The sequence below is a fragment of the Rhizobium sp. A37_96 genome (assembly GCF_053521765.1).
The window spans coordinates 548,560-574,729 of the sequence record NZ_JBNWDS010000001.1 but is presented as its reverse complement, the minus strand read 5'-3'; the positions used below and the strand labels follow the sequence as shown (position 1 = coordinate 574,729).

29 protein-coding genes are annotated in these 26,170 nt (G+C 60.0%); 8 read left to right on the top strand and 21 right to left on the bottom strand.

The annotated features are described in order from the left end of the window. Nucleotides 1-12 precede the first annotated feature (12 nt). The 4 genes from ACQZ6J_RS02785 to lgt all read right to left on the bottom strand — a co-directional run bounded on the left by ACQZ6J_RS02785 (nt 13) and on the right by lgt (nt 4,145). Nucleotides 13-1,164 carry a M24 family metallopeptidase gene (locus ACQZ6J_RS02785; protein WP_449081794.1) on the bottom strand — a complete coding sequence of 384 codons (1,152 nt, stop codon included), beginning with the start codon at nt 1,162-1,164 and terminating at the stop codon, nt 13-15. Nucleotide 1,165: 1 nt separating this feature from the next. Beyond that, nucleotides 1,166-1,948, bottom strand: coding sequence for a peptidoglycan editing factor PgeF (gene pgeF / locus ACQZ6J_RS02780; protein WP_449081791.1), 783 nt, complete (start codon nt 1,946-1,948; stop codon nt 1,166-1,168). A gap of 134 nt (nt 1,949-2,082) precedes the next feature. Next, entirely contained in the window at nt 2,083-3,180 is a 1,098-nt protein-coding gene (locus ACQZ6J_RS02775; protein ID WP_449081789.1) for a class I SAM-dependent methyltransferase, read from the bottom strand. A 77-nt stretch (nt 3,181-3,257) separates the two neighbouring features. Further along, the gene (gene lgt, locus ACQZ6J_RS02770) at nt 3,258-4,145 is read right to left on the bottom strand and encodes a prolipoprotein diacylglyceryl transferase (protein WP_449081787.1); all 888 of its coding nucleotides are present in this window, start codon (nt 4,143-4,145) and stop codon (nt 3,258-3,260) included. A gap of 268 nt (nt 4,146-4,413) precedes the next feature. Here lgt and ACQZ6J_RS02765 point away from each other — a divergent pair, with 268 nt between their 5' ends. From ACQZ6J_RS02765 to ACQZ6J_RS02750, 4 genes are all read left to right on the top strand, one after another. Beyond that, nucleotides 4,414-4,674 carry an accessory factor UbiK family protein gene (locus ACQZ6J_RS02765; RefSeq protein ID WP_449081785.1) on the top strand — a complete coding sequence of 87 codons (261 nt, stop codon included), beginning with the start codon at nt 4,414-4,416 and terminating at the stop codon, nt 4,672-4,674. A 388-nt stretch (nt 4,675-5,062) separates the two neighbouring features. After that, a complete protein-coding gene (locus ACQZ6J_RS02760; protein ID WP_163987887.1) occupies nt 5,063-5,563 on the top strand; it encodes a type III secretion system chaperone family protein in 501 nt (166 codons plus the stop codon). Between the two features lie 2 nt (nt 5,564-5,565). After that, nucleotides 5,566-6,405 (top strand): pyrroline-5-carboxylate reductase, encoded by an 840-nt coding sequence (gene proC / locus ACQZ6J_RS02755; protein WP_163987886.1) that lies wholly within the window; start codon nt 5,566-5,568, stop codon nt 6,403-6,405. Nucleotides 6,406-6,426: 21 nt separating this feature from the next. Further along, nucleotides 6,427-6,768: a tRNA-binding protein gene (locus ACQZ6J_RS02750; RefSeq protein WP_449081782.1), complete on the top strand. Its 342-nt coding sequence runs from the start codon at nt 6,427-6,429 to the stop codon at nt 6,766-6,768. Between the two features lie 428 nt (nt 6,769-7,196). On the opposite strand, the gene ACQZ6J_RS02745 is transcribed toward ACQZ6J_RS02750, so the two are convergent. The 7 genes from ACQZ6J_RS02745 to ACQZ6J_RS02715 all read right to left on the bottom strand — a co-directional run bounded on the left by ACQZ6J_RS02745 (nt 7,197) and on the right by ACQZ6J_RS02715 (nt 12,809). Further along, complete coding sequence (locus ACQZ6J_RS02745) at nt 7,197-7,790, bottom strand: hypothetical protein (protein ID WP_449081780.1); 594 nt, start codon at nt 7,788-7,790, stop codon at nt 7,197-7,199. A 141-nt stretch (nt 7,791-7,931) separates the two neighbouring features. Continuing rightward, on the bottom strand, nt 7,932-8,513 hold the full coding sequence (locus ACQZ6J_RS02740; RefSeq protein ID WP_449081778.1) for a DUF1349 domain-containing protein: 582 nt from the start codon (nt 8,511-8,513) through the stop codon (nt 7,932-7,934). 11 nt (nt 8,514-8,524) lie between these two features. Further along, nucleotides 8,525-9,907, bottom strand: a complete 1,383-nt coding sequence (locus ACQZ6J_RS02735; protein ID WP_449081776.1) for an ATP-binding protein — start codon at nt 9,905-9,907, stop codon at nt 8,525-8,527. Between the two features lie 23 nt (nt 9,908-9,930). Continuing rightward, a complete protein-coding gene (locus tag ACQZ6J_RS02730) occupies nt 9,931-10,632 on the bottom strand; it encodes a response regulator (protein ID WP_112803826.1) in 702 nt (233 codons plus the stop codon). Nucleotides 10,633-10,707: 75 nt separating this feature from the next. Continuing rightward, nucleotides 10,708-11,190, bottom strand: coding sequence for a MarR family transcriptional regulator (locus ACQZ6J_RS02725; RefSeq protein ID WP_163987882.1), 483 nt, complete (start codon nt 11,188-11,190; stop codon nt 10,708-10,710). 471 nt (nt 11,191-11,661) lie between these two features. After that, on the bottom strand, nt 11,662-11,925 hold the full coding sequence (locus ACQZ6J_RS02720; protein WP_163987881.1) for a hypothetical protein: 264 nt from the start codon (nt 11,923-11,925) through the stop codon (nt 11,662-11,664). Between the two features lie 245 nt (nt 11,926-12,170). After that, nucleotides 12,171-12,809, bottom strand: a complete 639-nt coding sequence (locus ACQZ6J_RS02715; RefSeq protein WP_449081773.1) for a DUF1236 domain-containing protein — start codon at nt 12,807-12,809, stop codon at nt 12,171-12,173. Between the two features lie 249 nt (nt 12,810-13,058). On the opposite strand from ACQZ6J_RS02715, the gene ACQZ6J_RS02710 reads away from it, so the two are divergent. After that, a complete protein-coding gene (locus ACQZ6J_RS02710; RefSeq protein ID WP_449081771.1) occupies nt 13,059-13,703 on the top strand; it encodes an MBL fold metallo-hydrolase in 645 nt (214 codons plus the stop codon). A 65-nt stretch (nt 13,704-13,768) separates the two neighbouring features. On the opposite strand, the gene ACQZ6J_RS02705 is transcribed toward ACQZ6J_RS02710, so the two are convergent. From ACQZ6J_RS02705 to ACQZ6J_RS02690, 4 genes are all read right to left on the bottom strand, one after another. Next, a complete protein-coding gene (locus ACQZ6J_RS02705) occupies nt 13,769-14,206 on the bottom strand; it encodes a BA14K family protein (RefSeq protein WP_163987878.1) in 438 nt (145 codons plus the stop codon). A 148-nt stretch (nt 14,207-14,354) separates the two neighbouring features. Then, complete coding sequence (locus ACQZ6J_RS02700; RefSeq protein ID WP_004116423.1) at nt 14,355-14,570, bottom strand: cold-shock protein; 216 nt, start codon at nt 14,568-14,570, stop codon at nt 14,355-14,357. 499 nt (nt 14,571-15,069) lie between these two features. After that, nucleotides 15,070-15,960, bottom strand: a complete 891-nt coding sequence (locus ACQZ6J_RS02695) for a DMT family transporter (RefSeq protein WP_449081769.1) — start codon at nt 15,958-15,960, stop codon at nt 15,070-15,072. A 101-nt stretch (nt 15,961-16,061) separates the two neighbouring features. Further along, nucleotides 16,062-17,171, bottom strand: coding sequence for a PQQ-dependent sugar dehydrogenase (locus ACQZ6J_RS02690; protein WP_449082748.1), 1,110 nt, complete (start codon nt 17,169-17,171; stop codon nt 16,062-16,064). 555 nt (nt 17,172-17,726) lie between these two features. On the opposite strand from ACQZ6J_RS02690, the gene ACQZ6J_RS02685 reads away from it, so the two are divergent. Further along, nucleotides 17,727-18,929, top strand: coding sequence for a pyridoxal phosphate-dependent aminotransferase (locus tag ACQZ6J_RS02685; protein WP_163987875.1), 1,203 nt, complete (start codon nt 17,727-17,729; stop codon nt 18,927-18,929). Between the two features lie 141 nt (nt 18,930-19,070). Here ACQZ6J_RS02685 and ACQZ6J_RS02680 read toward each other — a convergent pair whose 3' ends face one another. After that, nucleotides 19,071-20,126 (bottom strand): calcium:proton antiporter, encoded by a 1,056-nt coding sequence (locus ACQZ6J_RS02680; protein ID WP_449082746.1) that lies wholly within the window; start codon nt 20,124-20,126, stop codon nt 19,071-19,073. Between the two features lie 274 nt (nt 20,127-20,400). On the opposite strand from ACQZ6J_RS02680, the gene ACQZ6J_RS02675 reads away from it, so the two are divergent. After that, on the top strand, nt 20,401-20,682 hold the full coding sequence (locus ACQZ6J_RS02675) for a DUF2188 domain-containing protein (protein ID WP_163987873.1): 282 nt from the start codon (nt 20,401-20,403) through the stop codon (nt 20,680-20,682). On the opposite strand, the gene ACQZ6J_RS02670 is transcribed toward ACQZ6J_RS02675, so the two are convergent. Continuing rightward, nucleotides 20,679-21,200: a GrpB family protein gene (locus ACQZ6J_RS02670; RefSeq protein WP_449081766.1), complete on the bottom strand. Its 522-nt coding sequence runs from the start codon at nt 21,198-21,200 to the stop codon at nt 20,679-20,681. The genes ACQZ6J_RS02675 and ACQZ6J_RS02670 overlap by 4 nt on opposite strands. Then, the gene (locus ACQZ6J_RS02665; protein ID WP_449081764.1) at nt 21,197-22,111 is read right to left on the bottom strand and encodes a LysR family transcriptional regulator; all 915 of its coding nucleotides are present in this window, start codon (nt 22,109-22,111) and stop codon (nt 21,197-21,199) included. Before ACQZ6J_RS02665 ends, ACQZ6J_RS02670 begins: the two co-directional genes overlap by 4 nt. A gap of 92 nt (nt 22,112-22,203) precedes the next feature. Here ACQZ6J_RS02665 and ACQZ6J_RS02660 point away from each other — a divergent pair, with 92 nt between their 5' ends. Beyond that, nucleotides 22,204-23,181: an SDR family oxidoreductase gene (locus ACQZ6J_RS02660; protein ID WP_449081762.1), complete on the top strand. Its 978-nt coding sequence runs from the start codon at nt 22,204-22,206 to the stop codon at nt 23,179-23,181. Nucleotides 23,182-23,289: 108 nt separating this feature from the next. Here ACQZ6J_RS02660 and ACQZ6J_RS02655 read toward each other — a convergent pair whose 3' ends face one another. Genes ACQZ6J_RS02655 through ACQZ6J_RS02645 form a run of 3 tightly spaced genes read right to left on the bottom strand, consistent with a single transcriptional unit; the run spans nt 23,290 to nt 25,907 of the window. Next, entirely contained in the window at nt 23,290-24,402 is a 1,113-nt protein-coding gene (locus ACQZ6J_RS02655) for an alkene reductase (RefSeq protein WP_163987869.1), read from the bottom strand. A gap of 42 nt (nt 24,403-24,444) precedes the next feature. Next, the gene (locus ACQZ6J_RS02650; RefSeq protein WP_449081760.1) at nt 24,445-25,611 is read right to left on the bottom strand and encodes an MFS transporter; all 1,167 of its coding nucleotides are present in this window, start codon (nt 25,609-25,611) and stop codon (nt 24,445-24,447) included. A 2-nt stretch (nt 25,612-25,613) separates the two neighbouring features. Beyond that, nucleotides 25,614-25,907, bottom strand: coding sequence for an ArsR/SmtB family transcription factor (locus tag ACQZ6J_RS02645; protein ID WP_163988098.1), 294 nt, complete (start codon nt 25,905-25,907; stop codon nt 25,614-25,616). Between the last annotated feature and the right edge of the window lie 263 nt (nt 25,908-26,170).

The window sequence follows — 26,170 nt, the reverse complement described above, 5'->3', positions numbered from 1 at the left end:
CATCTTACGCCCCTAACGGTTAAGAAATTCGAGAGGGTGGCGGGAGAGGGCTTTCGGGGCCTGTGATGTCGTCAGATAGGTCTGGCCGAGGGTCATGGCGGTGCCGCTGTCGGAATCCATGATGATCATGTGCACGAAGAGCGACATGTTCTCCTGAATCTCCTGCGGATTGCCCATATGAAACATCTCGTGCTCCATCCAGGAGGGCGAGAAGCGGGCGCCGAGCGAGTAGCCGCAGGCGTTCAGGCGGTGCCGGGCAAGGCCGCGCTCGTCCATGATCCTGGCATGCATGTCGAAGATGTCGCCAAAGGTGTGCCCTGGCATCAGGATCGTTTCGATCGCCTGCAGGGTTTCCAGGCAGGCGCTGTAGAGTTCGCGATGGCGATGGCTCGGATTTCCGACGACGACCGTACGCATCATGGCGGCATGATAGCGAGCGTCGACGCCTGCCCATTCGAGCGTCAATTGATCGTCGGCATCGAGCTTGCGGCGGCCGGACTTGTAGCGGCAGAGCAGCGCTTCCGCACCTGAGCCGATGATGAATTCGTTGGCGGGATAGTCGCCGCCGCCGGAAAAGACGGCGCCTTGCATGGCGGCGAGGATATCGGCCTCATCGGCGCCAGGTTGGACCAGGGAGAGCGCGGCGTCCAGGGCATCGTCGGCCAAGGCGGCGGCGCGTTCGACATTGGAGATTTCGGCGGGGCTCTTGGTCAGACGCAGGCGGCTGACAAGGTAGGACGCATCGACGATCTGGCCGAAACTCGCAAGTTGGTGGTCCAGCAGCCGGGCGATGCGGCCGGTCATGCCGTGGGTGTCGTATTCGACACCGATGCGGGCGCCGAGAAGGTCGAGATCGGACAGAAGGTCCTTGAGATCGAGAGTCGGATCGGCGTTGACGCGATCGACCCAGATACGGATATCCGTCACGACCGATGTTAGCTGCGCCTGGCGAAGGTCGGCCGAGCGCGTCAGAAGCGTCAGAGACCCGTCGGCCTTGACGACCAGCGTCTGGAAAAAGCAATAGCCGAACGTATCGTAGCCGGTCAGCCAATACATGCTCTCCTGCGCGAAGAGCAGCATGGCATCGAGCTTTTCCTCCTGCATTCTCGCCAGCAGCCGGGCCAGCCGCGCATCGAATTCACTGCGTTCGAAATGCAGGGCCATATCAAGCTGCCTCCCCGATGGCGATGGCGGAAATCTGCCGTCCGTAGTCCGGCTCCTTCGCATGCGTCGTGCGGCGGTAGGAGAAGAAACGCTCTGGGTCCGGATAGGTGCAGAGGTTCAGGCTCTCGGCCGCGACGCCTGCCTTGCGGAGGCGATCGACAGTCAGGGCCGGCAGATCGAACATGGCGTGGCCGGTCCGCTCGGACGGGGCGAAATATGCGGCGTAGCCGGGATCGTGGGCGAGAAAGCGCTCGACGAATTCGGGGCCGACCTCATAGCTTGCCTGGCTGATCGAGGGGCCGAGGCAGGCAATGATGGCCTCACGTCTTGCGCCAAGCGCCACCATCGCATCGATCGTGTTTTCCAGCACGCCGGTCAGGGCGCCCTTCCAGCCGGCATGGGCGGCACCGATGACCCGATTCTCCGGATCGGCGAAGAGGATGGGGCCGCAATCGGCGGCGAGCACGCCAAGGGCGACGCCCGGCGTCGCGGTTACCATTGCATCGGCCTGTGGCCGGCTGCCGTCATACTGCGCGCCGATGGTCACGACATCAGGCGAATGGATCTGGTGCACGGTCGCAAGCTGTTCCACGGGCAAGCCGAACCAGCCAGCAACGCGGCGGCGGTTTTCCTGCACATGGTCGCGATCGTCATTCGAGCCGAGGCCGACGTTCAAGCCGCGATAGAGACCTTCCGAAACGCCGCCGGCGCGGGTGAAGTAACCGTGGCGAATGCCGGCAGCCTCGGCGGCGCTCAGCAGCGTGCTTGCAAGTGGTGTCGGCAACGAAAGTATCCCTTGATATCTTGGTTGGCCTGTCGTGCGATGAATAACGCAGCAGCGGCGAAGCAGTTCGATCGAGCCGGGATGTTGGCCCAGCCCGACGCGCACTGTCAATCCGCAGGATCGGTGGTCAGTCTTCAGCCGACAGGGCGAAAGGGCAGGAGATCGATCGCCGGGCTCGAGATTGCCAATACCTTGAAAAGCTCTCCCATCTTGCCTTCACCGGCGCCTGCAAGCCTTTCCACGGCAACGCGAATGCTCTCTTGAGCCGCCGCATCCTGATCCCGGCCGAGGGCCGCCGCGCGCTCCAGCAGGCCGAGCCCGACAAGGAAATCGCCCTGGTGACAGCAGCCGTTGATATGCATGCCGGAGGCAAGCGCGGTTTGGGCCAGATGCTGGAAATCGACGTGGCTCGTGAGGTCGGCCTCGCCGGGATGCTCCAGCGGCGGGTCGTATTCGTGCATGCGCACGGCTTGCAGCGTGTCGCCGAAGCTTGTCGCCATGTGACCGTAGTCGATGGCAAGCGCCGTGCCGCCGTGGGCTGCCAGCCTGTCGCAGATCGTCGTCATGACGGCCTGGCGGGCAGGGGCGATCTCGAAAATCGTGCCGATCGGCGGTAGCCCGCCCTCGGGGAGAAGCGCCGGGTCGAGGCTGGCGACGCCTGTCGTGAAGGTCAGCTCGTCATTGACGTCGAGGCCGACCGCGCGCTCGCGGAACCCATTGGTGGTGCGAACGAACTGGCGGATGGGAATGGCATCGAAGAGCTCGTTGGCGGCAAGCAGGGTAAAGCCGGCAGGCACTTCGGCGAAATCCGTATGCCAGGAGACCTTTGCGCCATATGCTTCGAGGGTCTGACGCTGGAAGCCCTGTAGTCGTTCGCTCGTTTCGACGAGATGCACCGTCATGGCATCATAGAGCGGCGGCGCCAGCTTGCCGATGACGCGCAGCATGTCCGACATCATCGTGCCGCGGCCGGGGCCGATCTCGACGAGGCGCACATCGGCCGGCGTTCCATGCCGCTGCCAGGCATGCACCAAGAAAACGCCGATCATCTCGCCGAAGAGCTGGCTGATTTCCGGTGCGGTGACGAAATCTCCGGACTGGCCGAAGGGCTCACGCGTCTTGTAATAGCCATGCACCGGATCGGCGAGACACAGCGAAAAATAGTCCGTGATGCTCAATGGTCCGTTTGTGCGGATGATGGCTTTGATTTTTTCCCCGAGCGCCGTTGTCATTCTTTGCTTTCACTAATGCGTGATCCTGACGAACTGGGAGCGTCTTTTGGAAAGACCACGCGATATTGAACCCCACCTCAAGCTGTCTGTCTGGCGGACGCCTGCCGGGCACGGATGACCGCCCAAAGGCCGATGGCAACCATCGGAAGCGACAGCACCATGCCCATCGTCAGCCAGCCCGTGCCAAGCAGATAGCCAAGCTGTTCGTCAGGCTGACGGAAGAATTCGACAAAAATACGCGAGAAGGCATAGCCGATGACAAAAATACCGCTGACTGTGCCCGGTTTCTTCAAGGCGAACGCCCAACGGGTGAGGGCAAAGAGAACAAAGAAGAGAGCGATGCCTTCGATACCGGCCTCGTAGAGCTGGCTCGGGTGGCGCGGATCGGGGCCGGCAGGGCAGACGCCGTTATGGGCGGCGACCACATGCGGACTGCAGAAGACCATCGCCCAAGGGACATCCGTTACCCGGCCCCAGAGCTCGCCGTTGATGAAATTGGCGATGCGGCCGAAGAAGAGCCCGATCGGCGCAACGGCGGCAACGATATCGAACAGGCTCCATGCCGGGATCTTGTTGCGTCTTGCGAACAGGATCATGGCGATGGTCGTGCCGATCAATCCGCCATGGAAGGACATGCCGCCGTTCCAGACCTCGATGGCGCGGATCGGATTGGCGAGTACCGGATCGAGATCGTAGAACAGGATATAGCCGATGCGCCCGCCCAGAACGATGCCGAAGGCGACCCACAGGATGAAGTCGTCCAGATGCTGGCGCGTCATCGGAGCGGTATCGTTCAGCCAGAGCCTGCCATTGTCGACCAGCCGCCTGGCATAGAACCAGCCGAGCAGAATGCCCGCCACATAGGCAAGCCCATACCAATGGATCGAGAGCGGGCCGATGGAAACGGCGATCGGATCGATATCCGGAAACGGCAGAATGGCGGCGAGATTGGCGGATGTCAGCAAGATGGTCGGGCCCGTTGCAGCATGGATCCCGAACGTGACGCGCGTTTTCGGGATAAAGGCATGCTATATCCAAATGTGCGCGGAACATGGCGTTCGTCATCGAAACGGTCAAGTCGTTTGTTGCTCTCTCTATTGTCCGGGGCTGCGTTGTCCCGGCCTATCTCGATCTCAATTTGCTTGCATCGGCCCCTTGGAAATCCTACCTCAACACTATCTGGCCCATATCGATGCCTGACCGTTCAGGGCCGACGGCCGCAAGGAGATTGCTATGAGCACTGGACCGAACCGAATCCTGGATGAGTTCGCCAAGCTGATGACCGATGCCGCCGGTGCTGCCCAGGGCGTGCGTCGCGAGATAGAGACGGCTTTCAATGCCCATGCCGAGCGCTGGCTGAACAGCCTGGATATCGTCAAGCGCGAGGAATTCGAGGCCGTTCGCGAAATGGCGATCAAGGCGCGTGACGAAAACGACGCGTTGCTTGCGAGAATCGAAGCGCTCGAAGCCAAGCTTGCCACCAAGGGCGAATAAACGCATTTTCCGTCTGCGGACCCGTGCGGCGCCTGCTCGCCGCACCTTTTCCTCTGAAAATTTCCGTCTGCTTCTGCACCTGTGGACATAGGCAAAAAAGCCAATCGCCAGAGTCGGTTATGACTCCCTTCTGAATAGGCGTCAGAAGAGCTTTCCACAGCGCCTTTTCCAAAATCGCCGCTCAGGGGCTGGCATGCCGGGCATGCCATTATACACTGATTTTAAATGATGATTCGAAACGGACTTGGTAAGCCCCGGGCATGGTGGAAGCGTTAGTCTGGCAGCCGTTCAACATCATCCCGAGGATGTTTCCGGAGTAAGGCTGTTTGCGTTCTTTCAGTGTTGAGTCACGGGAAAGCTGCAACCGATCCGGTCAAGAAGGTGCTGCATGAGCCTTATGGAAATTGAAGCCGAACGACAATCGAATCCGGTCGACATGATCGAATTCGTTGCTGCCAACAACGACTGGTCGTTCGAACGGTCCGGCGAGGATGAGCTCGCCATGACCGTCGAAGGGCGATGGACCGACTATCATGTCTCGTTCTCCTGGATGGAAGAGTTCGAGGCACTGCACATAGCCTGCGCGTTCGATGTCAAGGTTCCGGATCCGCGCGTCAACGAGGTGATCAAGCTCCTGTCCTGCATCAACGGGCAGGTGCTGATGGGTCATTTCGATCTGTGGCGCCAGGAGGATATCGTCATCTTCCGGCAGTCGCTGCTGCTGTCCGGCGGGGCGGAGCCCACCAACCGGCAGGTGGAGGTGCTGCTTTCCAACGCGCTCGATACGTGCGAGGCTTATTATCAGGCTTTCCAATTCGTTGTGTGGTCGGGGCTCGATGCGAACCGCGCCATGGAAGCCGTCCTTTTCGAAACGGTGGGTGAAGCGTAATCATGACTGGTGAACAATCCGCCAATGCATTTGCATCCTCCGGGCCGATCCTGCTGATCGGCGCGGGCAACATGGGTGGTGCATTGCTGACAGGATGGCTGAAGAACGGCGTGCCTGGCTCGTCGGTCATCGTCGTCGATCCCAATCCCGCTGAGCCGATGCGGAAAATGATTGCGGATGCGGGTGCGCGCCATGTCACCGAAGTTCCTGCCGGCTTGACGGCGGGCGTCCTTTTCATCGCCGTCAAGCCCCAGCTTATCGATGCGGTTCTGCCGCCGCTCAAGTCCGCCGTGGGCGAGGGGACGGTCACCGTCTCCATCGCCGCCGGCAAGACGCTGTCCTCGCTGGAACAGCATCTGGGAGAGTCGGCGATGGTGCGCGCCATGCCGAACACGCCCGCCATGGTCGGGCGCGGCGTCACGGGCGCCTTTGCAAATGCGAGGGTGAGCGAACGTCAGCGGCAACTGGTTCAGAACCTGCTGAAAGTCTCCGGCCCGGTCGAATGGGTGCCGGGCGAAGCCGACATCGACTCGGTGACTGCCGTTTCGGGCAGCGGACCTGCCTATGTTTTCTATCTCGTCGAATGCATGGCGGAGGCGGGCCGGAAGCTTGGCCTGCAGGCGGACCTCGCCATGCGGCTCGCGCGGGAAACCGTCGCGGGGGCTGGTGAGTTGCTGCACCAGTCTCCCGACGACGCTTCGCGGCTGCGTCAGAACGTGACGTCTCCCGGCGGAACGACCGCTGCGGCGCTAGGCGTCCTGATGGCGGAGGATGGCATGCAGCCTCTGTTCGATGCGGCTATCGAGGCGGCGCGCAAGCGGGCGCAGGAACTGGCCGGCTGAATTTTCCATAAAGGGCAGGACATGACGGAAGAGATCACCTATGGCGATTTCGAGCGGGTTGATATCCGCGTCGGAACGATCATCGAAGCGGAGACTTTTCCGGAAGCGCGCAAGCCTGCCTACAAGCTGCGGATCGATTTCGGGCCGGAGATCGGCATCAAGCGTTCCTCCGCGCAGATCACCGTGCACTACACGCCGGACACTCTTGTCGGACGGCAGGTGCTCGCGGTGGTCAATTTTCCGCCGCGGCAGATCGGGCCGGTGCGCTCCGAGGTGCTGACCCTTGGTTTCGAAGACGAAACGGGTGCAATCGTGCTTGCCGCGGTGACTCAGCCAGTGCCGAATGGCAAGAAGCTGATGTAATTGAAGTAAACATTGTGCCTGATGTCGTGAGCTCTTTATGTACTCTTAGTCTAGTTGCCAAATTTTTGGTGCTCGTATACGTTGATTCAACGCAAGTTGAAAGGACGTGTAATGCCAGATGCGCAGGGGCGAACTACCGAGTTTGAAATTTCCGAGATAGTATTGGACGTGTTGTTTGACAATGGGGCTGGTAGAGCTACATTTCGATCGTTAATACGGGAAGTATCTCGAAGAATCGTACTGACCCACGCCGATTTAGAAGTCTCCCAAACGCGTCCTAATGAGCGTATTTGGGAACAGCGTGTGAGAAATATTTCTTCCCATAGAAGAGCTGAAGGCAATTTTGTATCTGAAGGTTTTCTTATTAAGATAAATGGCGGCCTACAGATAACCGAAGCCGGACGACGACGTGTATCTGGCCGTAGATCTTAAAAGGCCGATTTTTTGTAACCAGGCTTAAACCATCTGATCTCTGTGCGGTTGGGGGCATCTTTGTCCCATACGAACCATGCGTATGCTGTGGTGCCACTACCCTTTACGACAGCTCCAGCAGCATAAAACGTGATACGTTCGCTAAATATCCAGACGCGGCTCGGGGGAGTGTGCGAGAAAATCGTATTTGCACGATTGGCACCTTCTAAGAAGGCCAGACGGAGTAGCAACGCAAATTTCTTTTTTGATAGCTTCACCCCACTTGATACAAAAGCTTCTGCGCTATTGTATGGTGGGTTCGTAATAATATTGTCCCAATAAGTAGTGGACTTTGTAAAGTCTATCCCGTGATCGCCAAATCCTCGATTGTATAAGTCGGAACTATATACTCGATATCCATTTTCTTCCAATACCTTTGACATAGCGCCATTTCCGCAGGCGCACTCCCATATATCGCCCTCGAATTTCTCATTATCTATTAAGGCGTAGGTAGCCCACGCGGGTGTAGGGAAAAAATCTGGGCCATCAATATCCGCAGATCTCTTGGTTGTTGGTTTAAAGCCACCGTTTAGATTGTATGTAGCATCCATTATCGGGGCCATCCTCAAATCGAGATTCTTATGAAAGCAAATTCTAGGCTTACGCCCGTATTTCGATAACACGTTATGCTGGTATTGGTTAATTGCTGATTAACCATTGCATCAAAGATGATACGTTGCTCTCTGATCAGCTCAGTGAATATCCCTCGATACCGGGTCGGTCAGGCTGAAATCGAGGAATTCCGCCTCGAAGCCTTCTCGCTGCGGCGAGCAGAACGCCGGGCCGACCGATACTTCCTCCAGCGCAGGATCGAACCAGGCAAGCCTTGCCATGCGCCACCCGTCCATCCTGTCGGTGCGGTACTGGACGAAGAGGGCGTCGCCGTTGCGCGTCACCCGCGCGGACATGGCGTCGAACTCGTGATCCAGCCGGAAGGCCGACCAGTCGGAATTGCCGTTGGTGACGACGACGCTGAAATGCCTGGCGCCGTCGGTATATTCGATCCCGCATTTCATCCAGTGCCGGGCGTCATGCCGGACCATCAGTCCGGCCTGGTCATAAAGCTCCTGATAATGCCCGATGAAGGTCACTTCGGCGGTGAAATCGCCACGGCGCGGCATTCCGAGAAAGTGACCGTCGTCGCGATGGAAGCCATAATAGGTTTCCTGCCAGAAATCGGTCTTGCTGCCGGATTGGACGAACAGCCGACCCTGGTTTACCTCCCACATCGGCGGCGCGTTCAGCCAATGCATGCCATCGATGTCGATCGGCATTCGATGTCTCCTCAGGCCGGAATGCGGATGGTGGCACGCAGTCCGCCTTGCGGGCTGTCGCCGAGCGTGACGTTGCCGCCATGGCTGCGCGCGATGTCGCGGGCAATGGCGAGACCGAGGCCGGTGCCTGATTTGTCGAGGTTTCGAGCCTCATCCAGCCGGAAGAACGGTTTGAAGACATCCTCCCGCGCTTCGACGGGAATGCCGGGGCCATCGTCGTCAAAGACGATCGTCAGCCACTTGGCGCTGTGCCTGGCCTCTATGCGGAGCGTTTTGGCATAGCGGCGAGCATTGGTGGCGAGGTTAGTCACGAGACGGGTAAAGGCATTCGGGCGCACGGAGATTTCATTGTCGCCATCGATCGAGAAGCTCATGGATTTGCCATGCAGGGTGAAGTCCTGCTGGATCTTCTCGAGGATATCGCTGAGCTTGAACTGGCCGACGTCTTCCTCGGCTTCGCCGCGCGCGAAGGCCATGTATCCCTCGAGCATGCTCTGCATGTCCTCGACATCCTCGCTGAGGCCGACGAGATCGGGATTGTCTCCGACAAGGGCGAGCTGCAGCTTGAAGCGGGTGAGGACGGTGCGCAGGTCGTGGCTGACGCCGGACAGCATTGCCGTGCGCTGCTCCATCTGGCGTTCGATGCGCTCGCGCATGAGGATGAAGGCCAGGCCGGCGCGGCGTACTTCATCGGCCCCGCGTGGAGAGTAGTTTTCCAGCCTCTGGCCCTTGCCGAAACTCTCCGCAGCCCGGGCCAATGCCAGGATCGGGCGGATCTGGCCACGCAGGAACAGAACGGCGATGCCGATCAACACCAGCGAGGTGCCGACCATCCATAGAATGAAAATGTGGGTATTGGAGGCATAGGTCTGGCTGCGCTTGGCGAAGACGCGCAGAACCTTGTCGGGCAGCTTGACGCGGATTTCGACCAGGCTGGAGTTTCCGACCGTGTCGATCCAGAAGGGCAGATTGATCTGATCGCGGATCTCATCGCTCAAGATGCCGTCGAGGATCGAAAAGAACGGCTTTTCGCGCGGCGGCGGCAGTTCGCCTCCCGGTTCGATCGAAATGGCGAGGTCGAGCTTCTGCCTCGCGATCTGGGTGATCGCGGAATAATCGGCGTCCTGCGGATAGGTCTCGATGATGGTGATGATGGCGGCGATGTCGCGCGTGGTCGCCATCGACAGCCGCTGCGTCACCATCTGCCAATGGCGCTCCATGAAGACGACGGTGACGACCGCCTGCAGGATGATCATCGGCAGGATGAAGATCAGCAGCGAGCGCGCATAGAGGCCGGTCGGCAATATGTAGCGACGCATCCAGCGCGAAAGCCACCGCAATCCGTTGGATGGCGTGTGATCCTGGTCGCGCCTGATCGAATCGAATGTCACCATAACCTGGTCCCGCGGAGCCGATCTCAGTCTATGCTAAGGCGGTAGCCGATGCCACGCACCGTCTGCAGCCAGATAGGGTTGGCCGGATCGTCTTCAATCTTGCGACGCAGACGATTGATCTGCACGTCGATCGTGCGCTCGCCGACCTCGGCATCGTTGCCGATGAGTTCGTGACGCGGGATCGTCTCGCCGGCACGCTTGGCGAACAGCAGCATGATTTCCTGTTCGCGATCGGTGAGACGGATGAGCTCCGCCGCCTTCTTGAGTTCCTTGCGGGTGAGCGAGAACGTGTAGGGCCCGAACATCACAAGCTCGATCTTCGGGGAATCGGCGGGGGCGTTGCGCCGGAGGATGTTGTTGATGCGCAGCACCAGCTCGCGCGGGTCGAAGGGCTTCGGCAGATAATCGTCCGCGCCGGCCTCGAGGCCGGCTATGCGGGAATCGGCCTCTGCAAGCGCGGTCAGCATGATGACCGGAATGTTCTTGATCGCACGCAGGCTCGCTGTCAGCGAAATGCCGGATTCGCCGGGCATCATCACGTCCATGATGATGAGGTCGAAGTCGAGCCCTTCCAGCTTGCGGCGGGCCTCGGCGCCGTCCGCGGCGGCCGTTACCCGGAATCCCTTTTCCATCAGGTAACGATTGAGAAGGGCGCGAATACGGGTATCGTCGTCCACGACCAGAAGATGTGCGGCGTCATCCGAGATTGCTGTTTTTGTCGTCATTCGATCCGTCTCGATCCTGTCCTACCCATAGATTGAGATGACGCATACCAGGCCGGTTTCCGGCCTGAACTGCCATCACTTCTCGGTCTGCATTCCCCTCAGGAAACGTTTCACACTTTCGCGGGTCGCTTCCGACGCGCCTTCGAATGCCCGTTCAATGCGGCGCGATTGCGGCTCGGCCAGCGCCAGCGCCAGATCGCGGCCGGCCCGCGTCGGGTAAAGCTTCCGTTGTCGTCGGTCTTCCGGGCCTGCGACCTGCCGAATATAACCCGAATCGATCAATTGTTTGAGGACCCGCGCCAAACTCTGTTTGGTGATCTGCAATGTTTCCAGAAGGTCCGCAACCGTCATGCCGGGTTCGCGGTTAACGAAGTGAACGACGCGATGATGAGCGCGCCCGAAGCCGCTCTTGACGAGAATCTGGTCCGGATCCGAAACGAAGTCGCGGTAGGCGAAGAAAAGCAGCTCGATGACCTCGAAATCAATGATCCCCGCATTCTGCAGCGGTGTTTCCAGCAGCTCCGTCTTTGCCGCATTCTGGCTCGTCTGTCGTGGCACCCTGGCATTTCCTTTCCTATTTTGGAGCATTCGGGAAACTTACGCAAAAATATGTCAGCTTTATTGACGCATTTTTACGTTGCCAATCACGTTCGCACAATGCCGACAGCTCCAATGGCATTACAGGATTTAAGCGCAACCCTGCAAAACTCCAACATATCCTGCATTTCCCTCTGCTGCACCTCATGGATGGAGCGAGGGAGGAACAATCATCAATCCTGTGCTGCGAGGTGGAGGCGATCCCGGGAGACCATTCGGAAGGAGAGCGTGCCCTGACGGTGTCGGCTTCAAGGAGGCGAAGCCGGCACAGCTGCGTCCGCCCGTCTTCCCGTCATCCTCTCTCATGTTGAGAGGCCGATATGACACGGCATGGCAAACAGATCTCAGGATCGCGATTGCCAAACAAGATTTTGCATCGAAACCGCGCAAGCAGGGCGTGTTGCTCCGCCCGGCTTGCAGGGCTTTGAAAATTTACGACTTGCGGCCGAGAACCGCGCCGACGATTGCCGAAAGCACGCCACCCGCGATCAGCGAGGATATGCCTTGCGCGACGAGGCCGGTCAGAGCCTCGCTGCCGATCAGATTGAGGATCAGGCCGCCGCCGAGGCCGCCAATCGCACCGGCGATCGTTCTGGCGACGAGGTTGATCCCCTCCTGCTTCAAAACGGCGCTTGTGGCGTTGCCACCGATCGCGCCGGCTATCAATTGTGTGATGATAGGCCCTAGACTTTCCATGACTACCCTTCTCCCATTGCTCCGGAAGATGCTTCCGGATCCCCTCTCGTCGCGCCCCGGATTGCGGCCTGGGAGCGGCGATAATCCTTAGTGGTACTAGGATTACATCATGCGTGGAGCGCTGGAAATAGAAGGGCAACTCCAACGGGAGAATTCAGCGAAAATTCCGGGGGAAATCCAGCATGGGGGCACGCGGCCGGGCGGCCGCACGCGAATTTTGCCACTTTTCTCGGTTCTCGGGCGAATCAGCGATAGACGTAGACGATGCGGCGCGTTCCCGGATCGACCAGCACGGGTTGATGGTTCACTTCGACATAGCTGTACTGATAGTCCGGAATGCGGTGTACCTCCACGCTTTGCGGAACCGCGGCGCCGACCGCCACATCGCCGTTCAGCTGGACCGCATCGACCGGATTGTCGTCGATATAGGTTCGGATTTCTTCCGGTGGCGTGATTGCGACGACATCGCTGCCGTCCTGATCGACCGATCCCAGCAGCTGATCGTTCGGGCCGGGCTGCGGGGCCTGAACGCTGCCGGTCTTGAGCGGGTCGGTCTGCTCGTAGGTGACGGTGGAAACGCCGAGATCGTCGCGATGATCCTGAACGACGACCGATGCGCCATTCTGCTCGACGCTGAGATATTGCGCATAGACCCAGCCGCGCATGCCGTTGACATCGACACGGCACCAGCGGCTGCCTTCGATGCAGCCATCCAGGGTTGCCTCCGAGCCACGCGTCGCGACGCCGACCGTCGGAAATTCCGCGCCGGGGCCCGAGCGGACCTCGATGTCGGTGGCGGTGGTTGCGGACATGTCGGCCTGAGCCAGGCCCGCGCTGCCGGCGAGGATGACACCAGCCAGCAGCAGATTTCTCTTCAAGGACATTGGTTTTCTCCTTCTGGCCTTTAAAGACGTAACCTCAACGCGTCGGGTGCTTCAGTGTTCCGACTGGCATCGCCGGACAGCATTGCCGGTTTGCTCAATGGCAGCTAATCATATGAAATACCTACATATTTTATAGGGCATCAAGAAACGGCTGCTGGCGCTCGCGCCAGTTTGAAGCCGGCAGGGGCTGTTTTGCCGGAAGTTTGCGGCTATACCGGCAGCACGAAGATCAAACAGACGAGGCGCTTCATGGGCATGCTCCAGGCCGGCATCATTCCGGTGACCCCTTTCGAACAGAATTGCACCATCCTGTTCGATCCGGAGACGAAGGAGGGTGTCGTGGTCGATCCGGGCGGCGATGTCGATGTGATCCTTCAAACGGTGCGCGAAAACGGCATTACCCTGAAAGCCATCTGGCTGACACATGGCCATATCGATCATGCCGGCGGTGCCGATGAGGTTCGCGAGGCGCTCGGCATAGAGGTGATCGGCCCGCATGAGGACGATCGCTTCCTGCTCGAGGATATCGAGGCCAAGGGCAAGATGTTCAACATCAGCGGCGTGCGCAATGTCGTGCCGGACCGGTTCCTGACGGAGGGCGACAAGGTTTCCTTCGGCGAGCACGAGTTCGAGGTTTTCCACTGCCCGGGACATGCGCCGGGTCATGTCATCTATTTCAACCGCAAGCAGGGTTTCGCCCATCTCGGCGACGTGCTGTTCAACGGCTCCATCGGGAGAACGGATCTGCCGGGCGGCAGTCATCAGCAGCTGCTGAACTCGATCCGCGACAAGGTCTTCCCGCTCGGTGACGAGGTCGGCTTCATCTGCGGGCATGGACCGGGAAGCCGGATCGGCGACGAGCGTCGAACCAACCCCTTCCTGCGGGGATTATAAAGAAAGCGCCGCTCGAAAGCGGCGCTTCGGTTCCTCGTGTCATGCTGTGAGCAACTGCCCGTAAATCAGTCGGCCGTGCAGAAATGGCGCATTCCGTCATAACCGACAAAGGTGCCGGAGCGGCCGTCGAAGCTTCTGTAGCGGTCGTAGCAATAGCGCATCCAGGCGGACGACCAGGGGCGCAGGCCCGATACCGGCGGCGGTGCATAGTAGCTGGCATCCCGCTCGACATAGACGCGGCGCGGCGGCGGGCGATAGTAGTAGGGCGGGGGAGGCGCATCGTAGTCTGGATCGACATAGACCGGCGCCGGCTCGACATAACGCGGCTGGCTGGCAATGGCCGAGCCGACGATCAGGCCGGTGGCGAGCCCGGCAGCGCCGATCGCCCAGCCATCGCGGTCGCGATGACGCCAATATTCGTCTGCGGAGGCGGCGCTCATGGAAGTCAGCGTCAATGCCGCGGTCACGGCGGACATGACGAGCGTTTTGCCGAGTATGGTCATTAGCCTATCCTCTAACGGGAGCGGGACAACTGTTCCTCCCGCTCTTTGATGAGATGCAGACTACCGGCGGCAAAGTGAATACAGACTGAATGACAAAACCCGGCATCGCTGCCGGGCTTCAACTCGAATTTGATAGCCGTAAGGCGTTTCAGCCGGCAATCTGCAGATTGACAGCCTTCGGCCCTTTGCCGCGGCGATCCGGTTCCGTGTCGAAGCTTACCTTCTGGTTTTCCGACAATCCTGCCAGACCAGAAGCCTGAACTGCAGAAATGTGCACAAAGATGTCAGCTCCACCCTTGTCCGGTTTAATGAAACCAAAGCCCTTATCGGTATTGAAAAACTTTACAGTGCCAGTCTCGGCCATGCCTCAGGTCCTTTTCTCTCTGCCCACCATCCACACGGGCAGCATTACTTGTGTTGCCCTTGCGGGCGCTTACAGGCAGTTCTCGGAATTTGAAGGAAAAGGTCCCCTATACCTCGGCATGATCTCGATGCGATGTTTGCCACCCCGCTTCGCAATCAAGCTGACCGGAATATTAGCGTTCCCGGCGCGCAATTCTATTAGGACTTCCCATGCTCTAAAAATGCCCGAACACCCCTGAGAGTGCTGTGTTTATGGGAAATTGGCAAGCAAAAGTTTTTTAACGCGTCGGCTCCAGCACAATGCCGTAACGCTACTGTGTTAAAGCGATTCGCAAATTTTCCCACTTTGAAACAGGTTTCTAAGGTTTTTGCATCGTTCGCGATATAGTTTGAGCGTAATTTTGCCAAATCAGCCGGCGCGAGCGTCCATTTTTGATCGCGCGGAAAAATTTCGGCGAACCGTGCGCCAGGTCGCCAAAAGTGCGCGTTTCGGGGCTTTTTTAGGCTGCAGCACCGCGGCGGCGGGTCAATTCCGGCACCAGTTCGACGGCAAGCATCGCGACAAACATCAGGGCACAACCGACATAGCCGAGCGGGCCTATGGTCTCGCCCAGCAATAAGGCGCCAAGCGACGCTCCAAACAATGCTTCCGAGGAAAGGAAGATCGCCGCCTGCGGGGCGGTCGTGTAGCGCTGGCCGATGACCTGCAGCGCGAAAGCCAGCCCGGACGAAAAGATGCCGACATAGAGGATCTCGCCGAGCGCTGCGCGGATATCGGCAAGGCTGATCGGCTCGATGGTTGCGGCAACCGCCAGGGCAAGCACGGCACAGACGGCGAATTGCGTGGCGGAAATGCCAAGCGGCCGGCCGGTTTCGTTGACGGCGGTGCCTGCAAGGGTAATTTGCGCCGCCCAGAACAGCGCGCAGATTACGGTCAGGAAGTCGCCGGTCGTCAGGCGCGAGAAGGAGCCGCCCGACAGCAGATAGATGCCGCAGAGCGCCATCAGCGCGGCGGGCCAGATGATCCAATGCGGCGAGCGGCGCAGGAAGATGACGGCAATCAGCGGCACGAACACCACGTAGAGGCCGGTTATGAAGCTGGAATTCGTTACCGTCGTCGTCAAAAGACCCAGCTGCTGCGTTGCGGCTCCCCCGAAAAGGCTGAGGCCGATCAGCAGGAAGACGAGCCAGTTGCGCGATGTCAGCGGCTTTCGGGCCTTTCTCTTTTCCAGCCACACGAAGGGCAGCACGACCATGGTGGCCACGGCAAACCGCAGGCCGATGAACCAGAAGGGGCCGATCGATTTCATTGCAGTCGATTGCGCAACGAAGCCACCGCCCCAGATCGCGGCGGCAACCAACAACAACAAATTCGCCTGTATGCGAGACATCTGCATCCTGCGGGAGGGGAGAAAGGAGTGAGGCGACCGTTAGCAGTTGCTTTTGCGCCGGGCAAGGGCGAAAGGCGCCACAAGCGGCGCCCCAGCGGCCATTAGCTCGCGGCCCTTGAAACCCGAAGAAGGGCGCCGTCGTCTTCATCGGTCGTGATCAGCAGCGCGCCGTCGGGCGCAACCGTGATATCGCGCATGCGGCCGAATTCGCCGTCAAACATGCGCTCCTGTTCGGTGATCTTGCCTTTGCCGTCCTGGCTCAGCCGGGAGAGCAGCTGAAACTTCAGCGCGGTAACCAGGAGGTCGCCGTTCCATTCGGGAAACATCTCGCCGCGGTAGATGGCGATGGCGCCCGGGGCGATCGAAGGATCCCAATAGAAGCGAGGCTGCTCCATGCCCGGCTTTGCCGTGCCGATACCGATCTTGGTGCCGTTGTAGTTGACGCCGTAGGAGATAACGGGCCAGCCGTAATTCTTGCCGGCTTCCGGCGTATTGATCTCGTCGCCGCCCTTAGCGCCGTGCTCGGCGGTATAGAGCCTGTTCGTTTCGCTGTCGAACGTGATGCCCTGCGGATTGCGGTGGCCCTTCGACCAGATTTCGGCAAGCGCGTGCTTGCCATCCTTGAACGGATTGTCGGCGGGGATGCCTCCATCGGTCTCAATGTGGATGATGGAGCCGGCATCGTCGTGGAAATCCTGGGCGCGGTCCTGCTGGCCGCGATCGCCGAGGCTGACGAAGAGGCTGCCATCTCGGGCGATGGCGATGCGCGAGCCATATTGGATGTCGCCGCGCGACAGCTTGTTCATGAGGAAGATGCGCTTCACGTCGGTCAGCTGCTTTTCGTCCCGCGACAGTCCGGCGCGGAAGACGGCCGTGCCGCTTCCGCCATCGCCTGCCACCGAGGCGGTGAAATAAAGGGTGCGGTTGCTGGAGAATTTCGGGTCCAGCGCCACGTCCAGCAGCCCGCCTTGTCCGCGCGCATAGACCTCCGGCACTCCGACTATTGGAGCGGAGACCTTGCTGTCGCGGACAAGCCGCATGCGGCCAGGGCGCTCGGTAACGAGATAGGCGCCGTCCGGCAGCATTTCGGCCGCCCAGGGGTGATCGAGCCCCGTGGCTATCGTCTCGACCTTGACGGCTACCTTCTGCGTCTTAATCGTTTGCGCCGGTTCGGCGCGCGAAATTGTTGCCGACAGCAGGGCGCTGACCATCACGGCGATCGACAATCCCCGAGCACGCATCCTTGCGACCTCCCCATTTATTTCGGCGCTTTCCGCAAGGTGGGGCCATCGAGCCGGCATTCAAGGCTGGCGGTGGAGGCGATAACGCCTTTGTGTTCTTCTCCGCGAGCTATTAGGCTCTTGTTCGACGCCCTCGATCCGGACTGAGGTTGGGGTGCCCTTCTGCGATAAAGGTTGGAGATACGCGCGAGGAGATCGGGCAGTTGGGAAGTGTTTGTTCCAAATCGGAAATTTCGATGCTCTTCAGAAGTTGAATCAACTGCTTCGCGTATCGATTCAAGTTTGGGCCGGGCCGTCCGTATCGCGCTGTGATCGATCCCTTCCGGTTTTAGGGGGCTGTTCAACCCGTATTGCAGCGCTCCAACCGGGTAAAAGGGACGCATATGGGGCGCCCGGAAAGCCATGAAATAAAGCCACTGTGACGCCTTTATGCTTGAAACGTCGGCCCATATTCGACATAGAGCTTAGCGCAGAAAACTGGTCCGCAGGCTTTCTGCCAATTTCAACCGAATAGGACCGATCACCATGGCCTTTCTTGCCGACGCTCTTTCCCGTGTAAAGCCTTCTGCCACCATCGCCGTTTCCCAGAAAGCGCGCGAGCTGAAAGCAAAAGGACGCGACGTGATCGGCCTCGGCGCCGGTGAGCCGGATTTCGATACGCCAGACAATATCAAGAAGGCCGCCATCGACGCGATCAATCGCGGCGAGACGAAGTACACGCCGGTTTCCGGCATCCCGGAACTTCGCAAGGCAATCGCCGCCAAGTTCAAGCGCGAAAACAATCTGGACTATGCTCCCGAGCAGACCATCGTCGGCACGGGCGGCAAGCAGATTCTGTTCAACGCCTTCATGGCGACGCTGAACCCCGGCGACGAAGTCATCATTCCGACGCCTTACTGGGTTTCCTACCCGGAAATGGTGGCGCTGTGCGGCGGCACGCCGGTTTTCGTCGCGACGACGCAGGCCAACAGCTTCAAGCTGCAGCCCGCCGACCTCGAAAAGGCGATCACGCCGAAGACCAAGTGGTTCATGTTCAACTCGCCGTCCAACCCGTCGGGCGCTGCCTATACGCATGCCGAGCTGAAGGCGCTGACGGACGTGCTGGTCAAGCATCCGCATGTCTGGATCCTGACCGACGACATGTATGAGCACCTGACCTATGGCGAGTTCAAATTCGCCACGCCGGTCGAAGTCGAGCCGAGCCTCTATGATCGCACGTTGACGATGAACGGCGTCTCGAAAGCCTATGCGATGACTGGCTGGCGTATCGGCTACGCCGCCGGCCCGTTGCAGCTCATCAAGGCCATGGACATGATCCAGGGCCAGCAGACCTCGGGTGCGACCTCGATCGCGCAATGGGCTGCCGTTGAAGCGCTGAACGGTCCGCAGGATTTCATTCCGCAGAACAAGAAGATCTTCGAAGGTCGCCGCGACCTCGTCGTGTCGATGCTGAACCAGGCGAAGGGTCTTTCCTGCCCGGTTCCGGAAGGCGCCTTCTACGTCTATCCGTCCTGCGCCGGCCTGATCGGCAAGACGGCTCCGACCGGCAAGGTCATCGAGACGGATGAGGATTTCGTGTCCGAGTTGCTGGAATCGGAAGGCGTTGCCGTCGTTCACGGCTCGGCTTTCGGCCTTGGCCCGAACTTCCGCATCTCCTACGCGACCTCGGAAGAACTTCTCGAAGAAGCTTGCCGCCGCATCCAGCGCTTCTGCGCAGCCTGCAAGTAAGCTGCCGCCGATCTTTCAAGGAAAAGCCCGCCAGAAATGGCGGGCTTTTTCGTATTCAGGCCGCCGATTTCCGCTTCATCAATCGATTCAAGCGCCTCGCAATTTGATTCCGCCTGCCGGTGCAAGTGCTTGAAATCGGAATCAAAGGCCGAGCGCGGTCAGCATGATGAAGGTGGCGAAGAGAATGAAGTGGGTCATGCCTTCGATGGCATTGGTTTCGCCGTCGTTGAGATTGATGGCGGCGGCGATCAGGGTAATCATCACCATGACGGTCTGCACCGGCGACATGGCCATGATGAAGGGCTGGCCGGTGTAGAGCGCGATCCCCTCCATGACCGGCACCGTCAGGATGACGGTCGACAGCGAGGCGCCCATGGCGATGTTGACCGTCGCCTGCATGCGATTGCGTAGCGCCGCACGCAGGGCCGTCAGAATTTCCGGTGCCGCCGAAATGGCGGCGACGACGATTGCCGCGATGGCGGGTGGCGCGCCCGTGCCCCTGAGGCCAGTATCCATGAAGGCTGACATGAATTCGGCCAGCGCGCCGATCAGAACGACGCCGATCAGGATGGTGACGATCGAGGTGGTGGTGGATTCGTCATCGTGGTGCTCTTCGGGCACCGCCAGCTTCTTCTCCGTGCGCGGATAGCTGTAGCTGAAGAAGTAGCTGTGCTTGCCCACCTGCATGCGCAGGAAGAGCGCATAGAGCGCGATCATCGCGACGATGGTGAAGGCTGAGTAGTAGTGCCATTTCACATCGGGAATGAATTCCGGCACGATCATCGAAATGCCCATGGCCGTCAGGATCATCACGCCGTAGGTCTTGCTGGAATCGTCATTGTAGGGCTGCTCGCCGTGCTTCAGGCCGCCCAGAAGGGCAGCAAGCCCGAGAATGCCGTTGATGTCGAGCATGACGGCAGCATAGATCGTGTCGCGCACCAGCGTCGGTGAACTTTCCCCGCTCATCATGATGGCGAGGATGATGACTTCGACGGCCACGGCCGAGAGCGTCAGGATCATCGTGCCGTAGGGATCGCCGACCTTGACGGCGAGCGTCTCGGCATGATGTGCGACGCGCATGGACGCGAGCACAATCGTTGCGATCAATGCCGCTGCCGCCAGCATCGATGCCGTCTGTCCCATTTCGAGCACCGAATGCTCGCCAACATAGGCGATGACGGCGATTGCCAACGCCACGAAGAGCGCTTTTTCCTGCCTGAACCAGTTTGCTGTAAACACTTCCCCACCTCTGCGCCGATTCACGGTTGCACTCTAAATCAATGATTTCGCACATCAAGCTTGCAGCAGGAGGGTGCGATTTGCAGTCTGTGCCGTTTAATGGAATACTGAATGAATAGTGTCTGCCCAACCCACAAATGTCGCGGCATACTCGAAACCCGTCTCAGATGCACGCGGCCACGTCGGTAACGTCCGGATCCGAAGGTCTTGGCAGATGAGAAGGAGGAAATGAATGGTCAAGGTCGTATACGAAATCGTACCGCATGACGGTGGGTGGGCTTATCGTTTCCATGACGTTTATTCGGAAGCGTTTCCGACGCATTCCGAGGCTGTCGAGGCTGCCAGGATCGTGGCGGCCGAGCAGCAGGTCGGGGGCGACTCGGCTGAGATCAGCTGGCAGGACGAGAGCGGCAAGTGGCATGAGGAATATGCCGATGGCGGCGACCGCCCGGAAACGGAGGTCATTGACGGCCAGTCGCATTTCCCGCCCGTGGACACGGCGCCCGGCGCCTAGATCTTCCGCAGGCTGATCGCCTTTTCGACGATGGTGTCGATGAAGTGACGCTTCTCGGCGGTATAGCGGTCGCCGTCGTGCCGGTGGATTTCGGCAAGTTCCAGTTTCAGCGTGGCATAGGCCGCGGCATCTGCAGGGTTTGCCCGAAGATGGTCGCGAAATATCATTCGTCGCTCATGTGTCCGGTTGTGCGGCGGGCAGAGATAGACGCGTTCCGGCGGGCTGCCGTCGCGTCGCATGAACGCCCAGACCTCGTCATCATAGCGATTGCCGCGCGGTTCGTAGCCTTGCTCCAGAAGAATCCGCGTCGCCAGGGGGATGTCGGCGGAACCGCGCAGGACGATGTCGATATCGATGAGCGGCTTTGCGGCAAGGCCGGGAACCGATGTGCTGCCGATATGCTCGATCGTCGTGACGCAAGGCGTCAGCAATCGTTCGAGCTTGTCACGGATGCGTTCGAAATCCTCTGGCCAAGCCGGGTCGTATGGCACCAGCTCGACCGCCGTTCCCGCAATCATGACCGTCCCCCGGCATCGTTTTCCTTTACATAGTCCAGCAATCCGGCGACGAGAGCGTCGAAGGTCACGCGGCAGCGCGGCGATGTCTTCAGGTTTTCGTGCATCACGATCCAGGTTTCTATCGACAATTCGATCTCCGGCAGCAGGCGCACGAGGCTCACGTCGCGTCTTGCGAGCGGCGTCTGATAGAAGCCGATACCGATGCCTGCGCGCAACGCGTTATGCAGCGCCGTGCTGTGGTCGGAGCGAAAGCTGAAGGAGACGCCGTCGAGCATCGGATAGCGCTTCAGCATCGTGCGTATATAGGCCGTCTGGCGATCGAAGCCGATCATCTTGTGCCTGCGGCGCAATTCCTCGATCGTTTCGGGTTTGCCATGTCGTTCGATATAGCTGCGATGGGCGTAGAGGCCGAGCGAGATGGTGCCGATATGCCGGGCCAGCAGGGCTTCCTGCGCGGGCGCGACCATGCGCACGGCGATATCGGCCTCGCGCTGCAGCAGGTCTTCCACCGCGTCGGAGGGGGAAAGCTCCACGATGAGTTCGGGATATTGCGCCTGCAGCGTCGCGAGGATCTGCGGCAGCACTTCGGTTCCGATGACCTCGCTGGCACTGATGCGTACCGTGCCACTGACCTTGTCTCGCGAGCCGGACGCCGCGCGCAGCAGGGCGGCGGTCGTGCTGGCCAGCGTCTCCGCATAGGGTTTCAGGACGAGTGCGGCGTCTGTCGGCAACAGGCCCTGTTGCGATCGCGTAAATAGCTCGGCACCGACCGACTGTTCCAAGGCGTCGACATGACGGCCGACCGTTGGCTGCGTCAGCCCAAGGTCGCGGGCGGCGGCCGATAGCGAGCCGTGCTCCAGCACGGCAAGGAAGGTGCGATAGAAATCCCAGCTTGGCTCAGGTGTCGTCATACATTTATGTATATCATCTGCAGATTTTTCCGCAATTTCGTTTATTGTCGGCGCGGAGCATAGTCTGCCCATCGAAACCGATGGAGATGACCATGAGCAACCAGACAGACCATACGAAAGCCGCCCTGATACTCGGCGCAACCGGCGGCATTGGCGGCGCGGTCGCCGAGGGGCTCGCCCTTCGCGGCTGGCGCATCCGGGCGCTGAACCGCAACGCAGCCGAAGCCGCTCGCCGCCAGCCGGAATTCGACTGGCTTCAGGGCGATGCCATGCGGGCGGAAGATGTCCTCAAGGCGGCCGAAGGCGCCGATGTCATCGTGCACGCGGTCAACCCGCCCGGCTATCGCAACTGGGCGCAGGTCGTGTTGCCGATGCTGGACAATACGATCGCTGCGGCCAAGGCGGTCGGCGCGCGCATCGTGCTGCCGGGTACGGTCTATAATTTTGGCCCTGACGTATTCCCCAATGTCACCGAGGATAGCGCGCAAAAGCCGAAGACCCGTAAGGGGGCCATCCGCGTACAGATGGAGAGGCGTTTGAAAGCCGCCGCGGAGCAGGGCGACACCCCGGTCATCATCGTTCGTGCCGGCGATTTCTTCGGCGGGGCCCGTGCCAACAGCTGGTTTTCCCAGGCCATGGTGACGCCGGGCAAGCTGATCCGCTCGATGACCTATCCGGGCAAGCGGGGCCTCGGTCATCAATGGGCTTATCTGCCCGATGTTGCCGAGACGATGATCAGGCTGATCGAGAAAGGTGACGAGCTGCCGACCTTTGCCGTCTATCATATGCGCGGCCATTGGGATGGCGACGGCAGGCAGATGGTCGATGCCGTGCAGCGCGTGCTGGGGCATAAGGTAAAAGTGAAGGCATTTCCCTGGTGGATCGTGCCTCTCGCCGCTCCCTTCGTTCCGTTCATGCGGGAGCTACGCGAAATGAGCTATCTCTGGGACGTGCCGCTGCAGATGCGAAACGACAAGCTGCTGGCCGTGCTCGGCGAAGAGCCGCATACGCCGATCGATGTGGCCATCCGCGCAAGCCTGACGTCGATCGGCTGCCTGCAGGCCGCCTGATGCTGCATCCGGTGCCGCCCGCTTCGTGTCTAACGCCGCTATGCAACACCCTCGCAACATGGTTGCGAGGGTGTCTGTCGATATCAGAACCTTATGGGGAAGACCGGCTCAGGCTGCTTCGTCAAGCGTCGGATAGTCGGCATAGCCCTTGGGGCCGCCGCCATAGAGCGTTGCCTGATCGAACGGAGCAAGCGGCGCATTTTCCTTCAGGCGGCGGACCAGATCCGGATTGGAGATGAAGGGCTTGCCGAAGGCAACGACATCGGCCTTGCCGCTTTCGACGGCTTCGATCGCCATCTCGCGGGTGTAGGCATTGTTGACCATCCAGCCGGCCTTGCCGCCTGCGGCCTTATAGGCTGCGTGCAGGGCGTCATAATCGAAGGGCAGGAAGTCGCGCTTGCCGCCGGTCTGGCCTTCGACGACGTGGACATAGGCGAGGCCGTACTTCGCCAGGCCTTCGACGACATGGGTGAAGAGCGGCTGTGGAGCCGGGTCGCTAGCGTCGCCGGATGGCGTGACCGGCGAAATGCGGATCGCCGTGCGGCCGGCGCCGATTTCCTTGGTGACGGCATCGACCACTTCGAACAGGAAGCGGGCGCGATTCTCGATCGAGCCGCCATATTGGTCGGTGCGGTCGTTGATATTGCCACGCAGGAACTGGTCGATCAGATAGCCGTTGGCGCCATGGATCTCGACGCCATCGAAGCCGGCATCGATCGCGGCGCGGGCGGCCTTGCGATAATCTTCGATGATGCCCGGGATTTCCGAGGTTTCGAGCGCGCGGGGCTCGGAGACGTCGGCAAAACCGCCGGTGCCGTCACTATTGACCAGATAGGTCTTCGAATTTTCAGCGCGACGGGACGTCGAGGATACCGGCTTGCCACCGTTCGGCTGCAGGCTTGTGTGGGAGATGCGGCCGACATGCCACATCTGCACGACGATCTTGCCGCCATTGGCGTGGACGGCGTCCGTGACTTTCCTCCAGCCGTCGAGCGCTTCCTTGGTGTAAAGGCCGGGCACGTCGGCATAGCCCTGGCCCTGGTGGGTGATGGCGGTTGCTTCGGTGATGATGAGGCCGGCTGTCGCGCGCTGGGCGTAGTACTTGACGTTCAGCTCGTTCGGCACGGCATTCGGCGAGCGATTGCGCGTCAGCGGCGCCATGACGATGCGGTTGGCAAGGGAGATATCGCCAAGCTTCGTTGGTTCGAACAATTTGGTCATGGATGGTCCTTTCTATGGGGGAGACGGTGGAAGAGAGAAGGATCAGGACGAGGCGAGAGCCTCGCCCTTTGGGCGCATGGTGGAGAAGGTCAGCAAAACGGTCAGGAAACCCAGGATCGCCATGGCCGAGCCGGCGAGCGGCACCTGCGTCAGGGAGAAGCCTTCGTCGATGACAACGCCGCCGATCCAGGCACCGAGCGCATTGCCGGTGTTGAAGGCGCCGATGTTGATGGTCGAGACGAGGTTGGGTGCGTCCTTTCCGAAAGCAACGACGTTGATCTGCAGAGCCGGCACGGCGGCAAAAGCGGCGACGGCCCAGAGGAAAAGCGTGATTTCCGCACCGATGAAGGAATGAATGGTCACGCTGAAGATCGCCGATGTTACCGCGATCGCCAGGAAGACGCCGGCAAGCGTGGTGCCGAGCCGCCAGTCTGCCAGCTTGCCGCCGATCAGGTTGCCGATCGTCAGGCCGACGCCGATCGACAGCAGCGTCCAGGTCACGGCTTCAGGCGAGACACCCGTCACGTCGCGCAGCATGGGGGCGATGTAGGTGAAGAGCGCGAACATGGCGGCCGAGAAGAACACGGTCGTCAGCAGTGCCAGCCAGAGACTGAGGCCGCGCAGAGCCGCGATTTCGCGGCCGAGACTGCTCTGGCGAGCCTCCTCGCTCTTTGGCAGCACCGCGGCGAGGCCGGCGATCGAGGCGGCACCAAGAAGCGTGACGACCCAGAACGGCGCCCGCCAGCCGAAGGCCTGGCCGAATGCCGTGCCGAGGGGAACGCCGAGCACGTTTGCGAGCGTCAGGCCGGTAAACATCAGGGCGACGGCGCGTGCCTTGCGGTCTTCCGGCACCAGGCTCGCCGCGACGACCGAGCCGATGCCGAAGAAGGCGCCGTGGCAAAGTGCGGTGACGATACGGGCGATCATCAACACCCAGTAGTTCGGGGCAATGGCGCAAAGAAGATTGCCGAGAATGAAGAAGCCCATCAGCATGATGAGCGCCGAGCGGCGGCGCAAATGGGCGGTCGAGACAGCCATGATCGGTGCGCCGACCGCAACGGCCAGCGCATAGCCGGTGACCAGCCAGCCGGCTTGCGGAATGGTGGCGCCGAGATCGGAGGCGACTTCAGGCAGCAGCCCCATGATGACGAATTCGGTCGTGCCGATCGCGAAGGAGCTGAGAGCGAGAACGAGAAGCGCAAGAGGCATGTTCAGAGTTCCTTTTGCAGGGCGTCGAGGAATTCCGCGATGGTTTCCTCGTTGCGCTTGTAGAAGATCCATTGACCAAGGCGCCGCGTCGTCACCAGGCCGGCCCGGTGCAGCGTGCCCAGATGTGCCGAGACCGTGGATTGCGACAGGCCGCAGCGTTCGAACTGGCTGGCACAGACACCGAGCTCGAGCGGATGCTCCTGTGTCGGAAAATGAGCCTGGGGATCTTTGAGGTGGCTGAGTATCTCGAGCCTGCCTGGATGAGCCAGCGCCTTCAGTATCTCGTTCTTGTCCATGATGTTCACTGCGTCAATATCGAATAATTTCGATTTATGTATCGACGCGTCTCGATATATCAAGGGTGCTGCGAAAGATTATTTTTGCAAGGCAGCCAATGCGAATGCTTAGAAATTGGGCAAAAAAAGAGGGCCACCGGAATGAACCAGGGCCCTTATAGGTGTGAAGGTCAAAACCTCCAGAGGGGAACAGCCAATGCGGTGGAACTGGGAGGAAAAGCCACCGTGTGCATCAGCTGTGTGCGTTATGATGCTAATTTGTG

What these genes read in the sequence shown, in the direction of transcription:
- ACQZ6J_RS02785 (WP_449081794.1), bottom strand. Translation starts at nt 1,164, where the DNA reads ATGGCCCTGCATTTCGAACGCAGTGAATTCGATGCGCGGCTGGCCCGG.
- ACQZ6J_RS02775 (WP_449081789.1), bottom strand. Translation starts at nt 3,180, where the DNA reads ATGACAACGGCGCTCGGGGAAAAAATCAAAGCCATCATCCGCACAAAC.
- ACQZ6J_RS02765 (WP_449081785.1), top strand. Translation starts at nt 4,414, where the DNA reads ATGAGCACTGGACCGAACCGAATCCTGGATGAGTTCGCCAAGCTGATG.
- ACQZ6J_RS02760 (WP_163987887.1), top strand. Translation starts at nt 5,063, where the DNA reads ATGAGCCTTATGGAAATTGAAGCCGAACGACAATCGAATCCGGTCGAC.
- proC (WP_163987886.1), top strand. Translation starts at nt 5,566, where the DNA reads ATGACTGGTGAACAATCCGCCAATGCATTTGCATCCTCCGGGCCGATC.
- ACQZ6J_RS02750 (WP_449081782.1), top strand. Translation starts at nt 6,427, where the DNA reads ATGACGGAAGAGATCACCTATGGCGATTTCGAGCGGGTTGATATCCGC.
- ACQZ6J_RS02745 (WP_449081780.1), bottom strand. Translation starts at nt 7,790, where the DNA reads ATGGATGCTACATACAATCTAAACGGTGGCTTTAAACCAACAACCAAG.
- ACQZ6J_RS02740 (WP_449081778.1), bottom strand. Translation starts at nt 8,513, where the DNA reads ATGCCGATCGACATCGATGGCATGCATTGGCTGAACGCGCCGCCGATG.
- ACQZ6J_RS02735 (WP_449081776.1), bottom strand. Translation starts at nt 9,907, where the DNA reads ATGGTGACATTCGATTCGATCAGGCGCGACCAGGATCACACGCCATCC.
- ACQZ6J_RS02730 (WP_112803826.1), bottom strand. Translation starts at nt 10,632, where the DNA reads ATGACGACAAAAACAGCAATCTCGGATGACGCCGCACATCTTCTGGTC.
- ACQZ6J_RS02720 (WP_163987881.1), bottom strand. Translation starts at nt 11,925, where the DNA reads ATGGAAAGTCTAGGGCCTATCATCACACAATTGATAGCCGGCGCGATC.
- ACQZ6J_RS02715 (WP_449081773.1), bottom strand. Translation starts at nt 12,809, where the DNA reads ATGTCCTTGAAGAGAAATCTGCTGCTGGCTGGTGTCATCCTCGCCGGC.
- ACQZ6J_RS02710 (WP_449081771.1), top strand. Translation starts at nt 13,059, where the DNA reads ATGGGCATGCTCCAGGCCGGCATCATTCCGGTGACCCCTTTCGAACAG.
- ACQZ6J_RS02705 (WP_163987878.1), bottom strand. Translation starts at nt 14,206, where the DNA reads ATGACCATACTCGGCAAAACGCTCGTCATGTCCGCCGTGACCGCGGCA.
- ACQZ6J_RS02700 (WP_004116423.1), bottom strand. Translation starts at nt 14,570, where the DNA reads ATGGCCGAGACTGGCACTGTAAAGTTTTTCAATACCGATAAGGGCTTT.
- ACQZ6J_RS02695 (WP_449081769.1), bottom strand. Translation starts at nt 15,960, where the DNA reads ATGTCTCGCATACAGGCGAATTTGTTGTTGTTGGTTGCCGCCGCGATC.
- ACQZ6J_RS02690 (WP_449082748.1), bottom strand. Translation starts at nt 17,171, where the DNA reads ATGGTCAGCGCCCTGCTGTCGGCAACAATTTCGCGCGCCGAACCGGCG.
- ACQZ6J_RS02685 (WP_163987875.1), top strand. Translation starts at nt 17,727, where the DNA reads ATGGCCTTTCTTGCCGACGCTCTTTCCCGTGTAAAGCCTTCTGCCACC.
- ACQZ6J_RS02675 (WP_163987873.1), top strand. Translation starts at nt 20,401, where the DNA reads ATGGTCAAGGTCGTATACGAAATCGTACCGCATGACGGTGGGTGGGCT.
- ACQZ6J_RS02670 (WP_449081766.1), bottom strand. Translation starts at nt 21,200, where the DNA reads ATGATTGCGGGAACGGCGGTCGAGCTGGTGCCATACGACCCGGCTTGG.
- ACQZ6J_RS02665 (WP_449081764.1), bottom strand. Translation starts at nt 22,111, where the DNA reads ATGACGACACCTGAGCCAAGCTGGGATTTCTATCGCACCTTCCTTGCC.
- ACQZ6J_RS02660 (WP_449081762.1), top strand. Translation starts at nt 22,204, where the DNA reads ATGAGCAACCAGACAGACCATACGAAAGCCGCCCTGATACTCGGCGCA.
- ACQZ6J_RS02655 (WP_163987869.1), bottom strand. Translation starts at nt 24,402, where the DNA reads ATGACCAAATTGTTCGAACCAACGAAGCTTGGCGATATCTCCCTTGCC.
- ACQZ6J_RS02650 (WP_449081760.1), bottom strand. Translation starts at nt 25,611, where the DNA reads ATGCCTCTTGCGCTTCTCGTTCTCGCTCTCAGCTCCTTCGCGATCGGC.
- ACQZ6J_RS02645 (WP_163988098.1), bottom strand. Translation starts at nt 25,907, where the DNA reads ATGGACAAGAACGAGATACTGAAGGCGCTGGCTCATCCAGGCAGGCTC.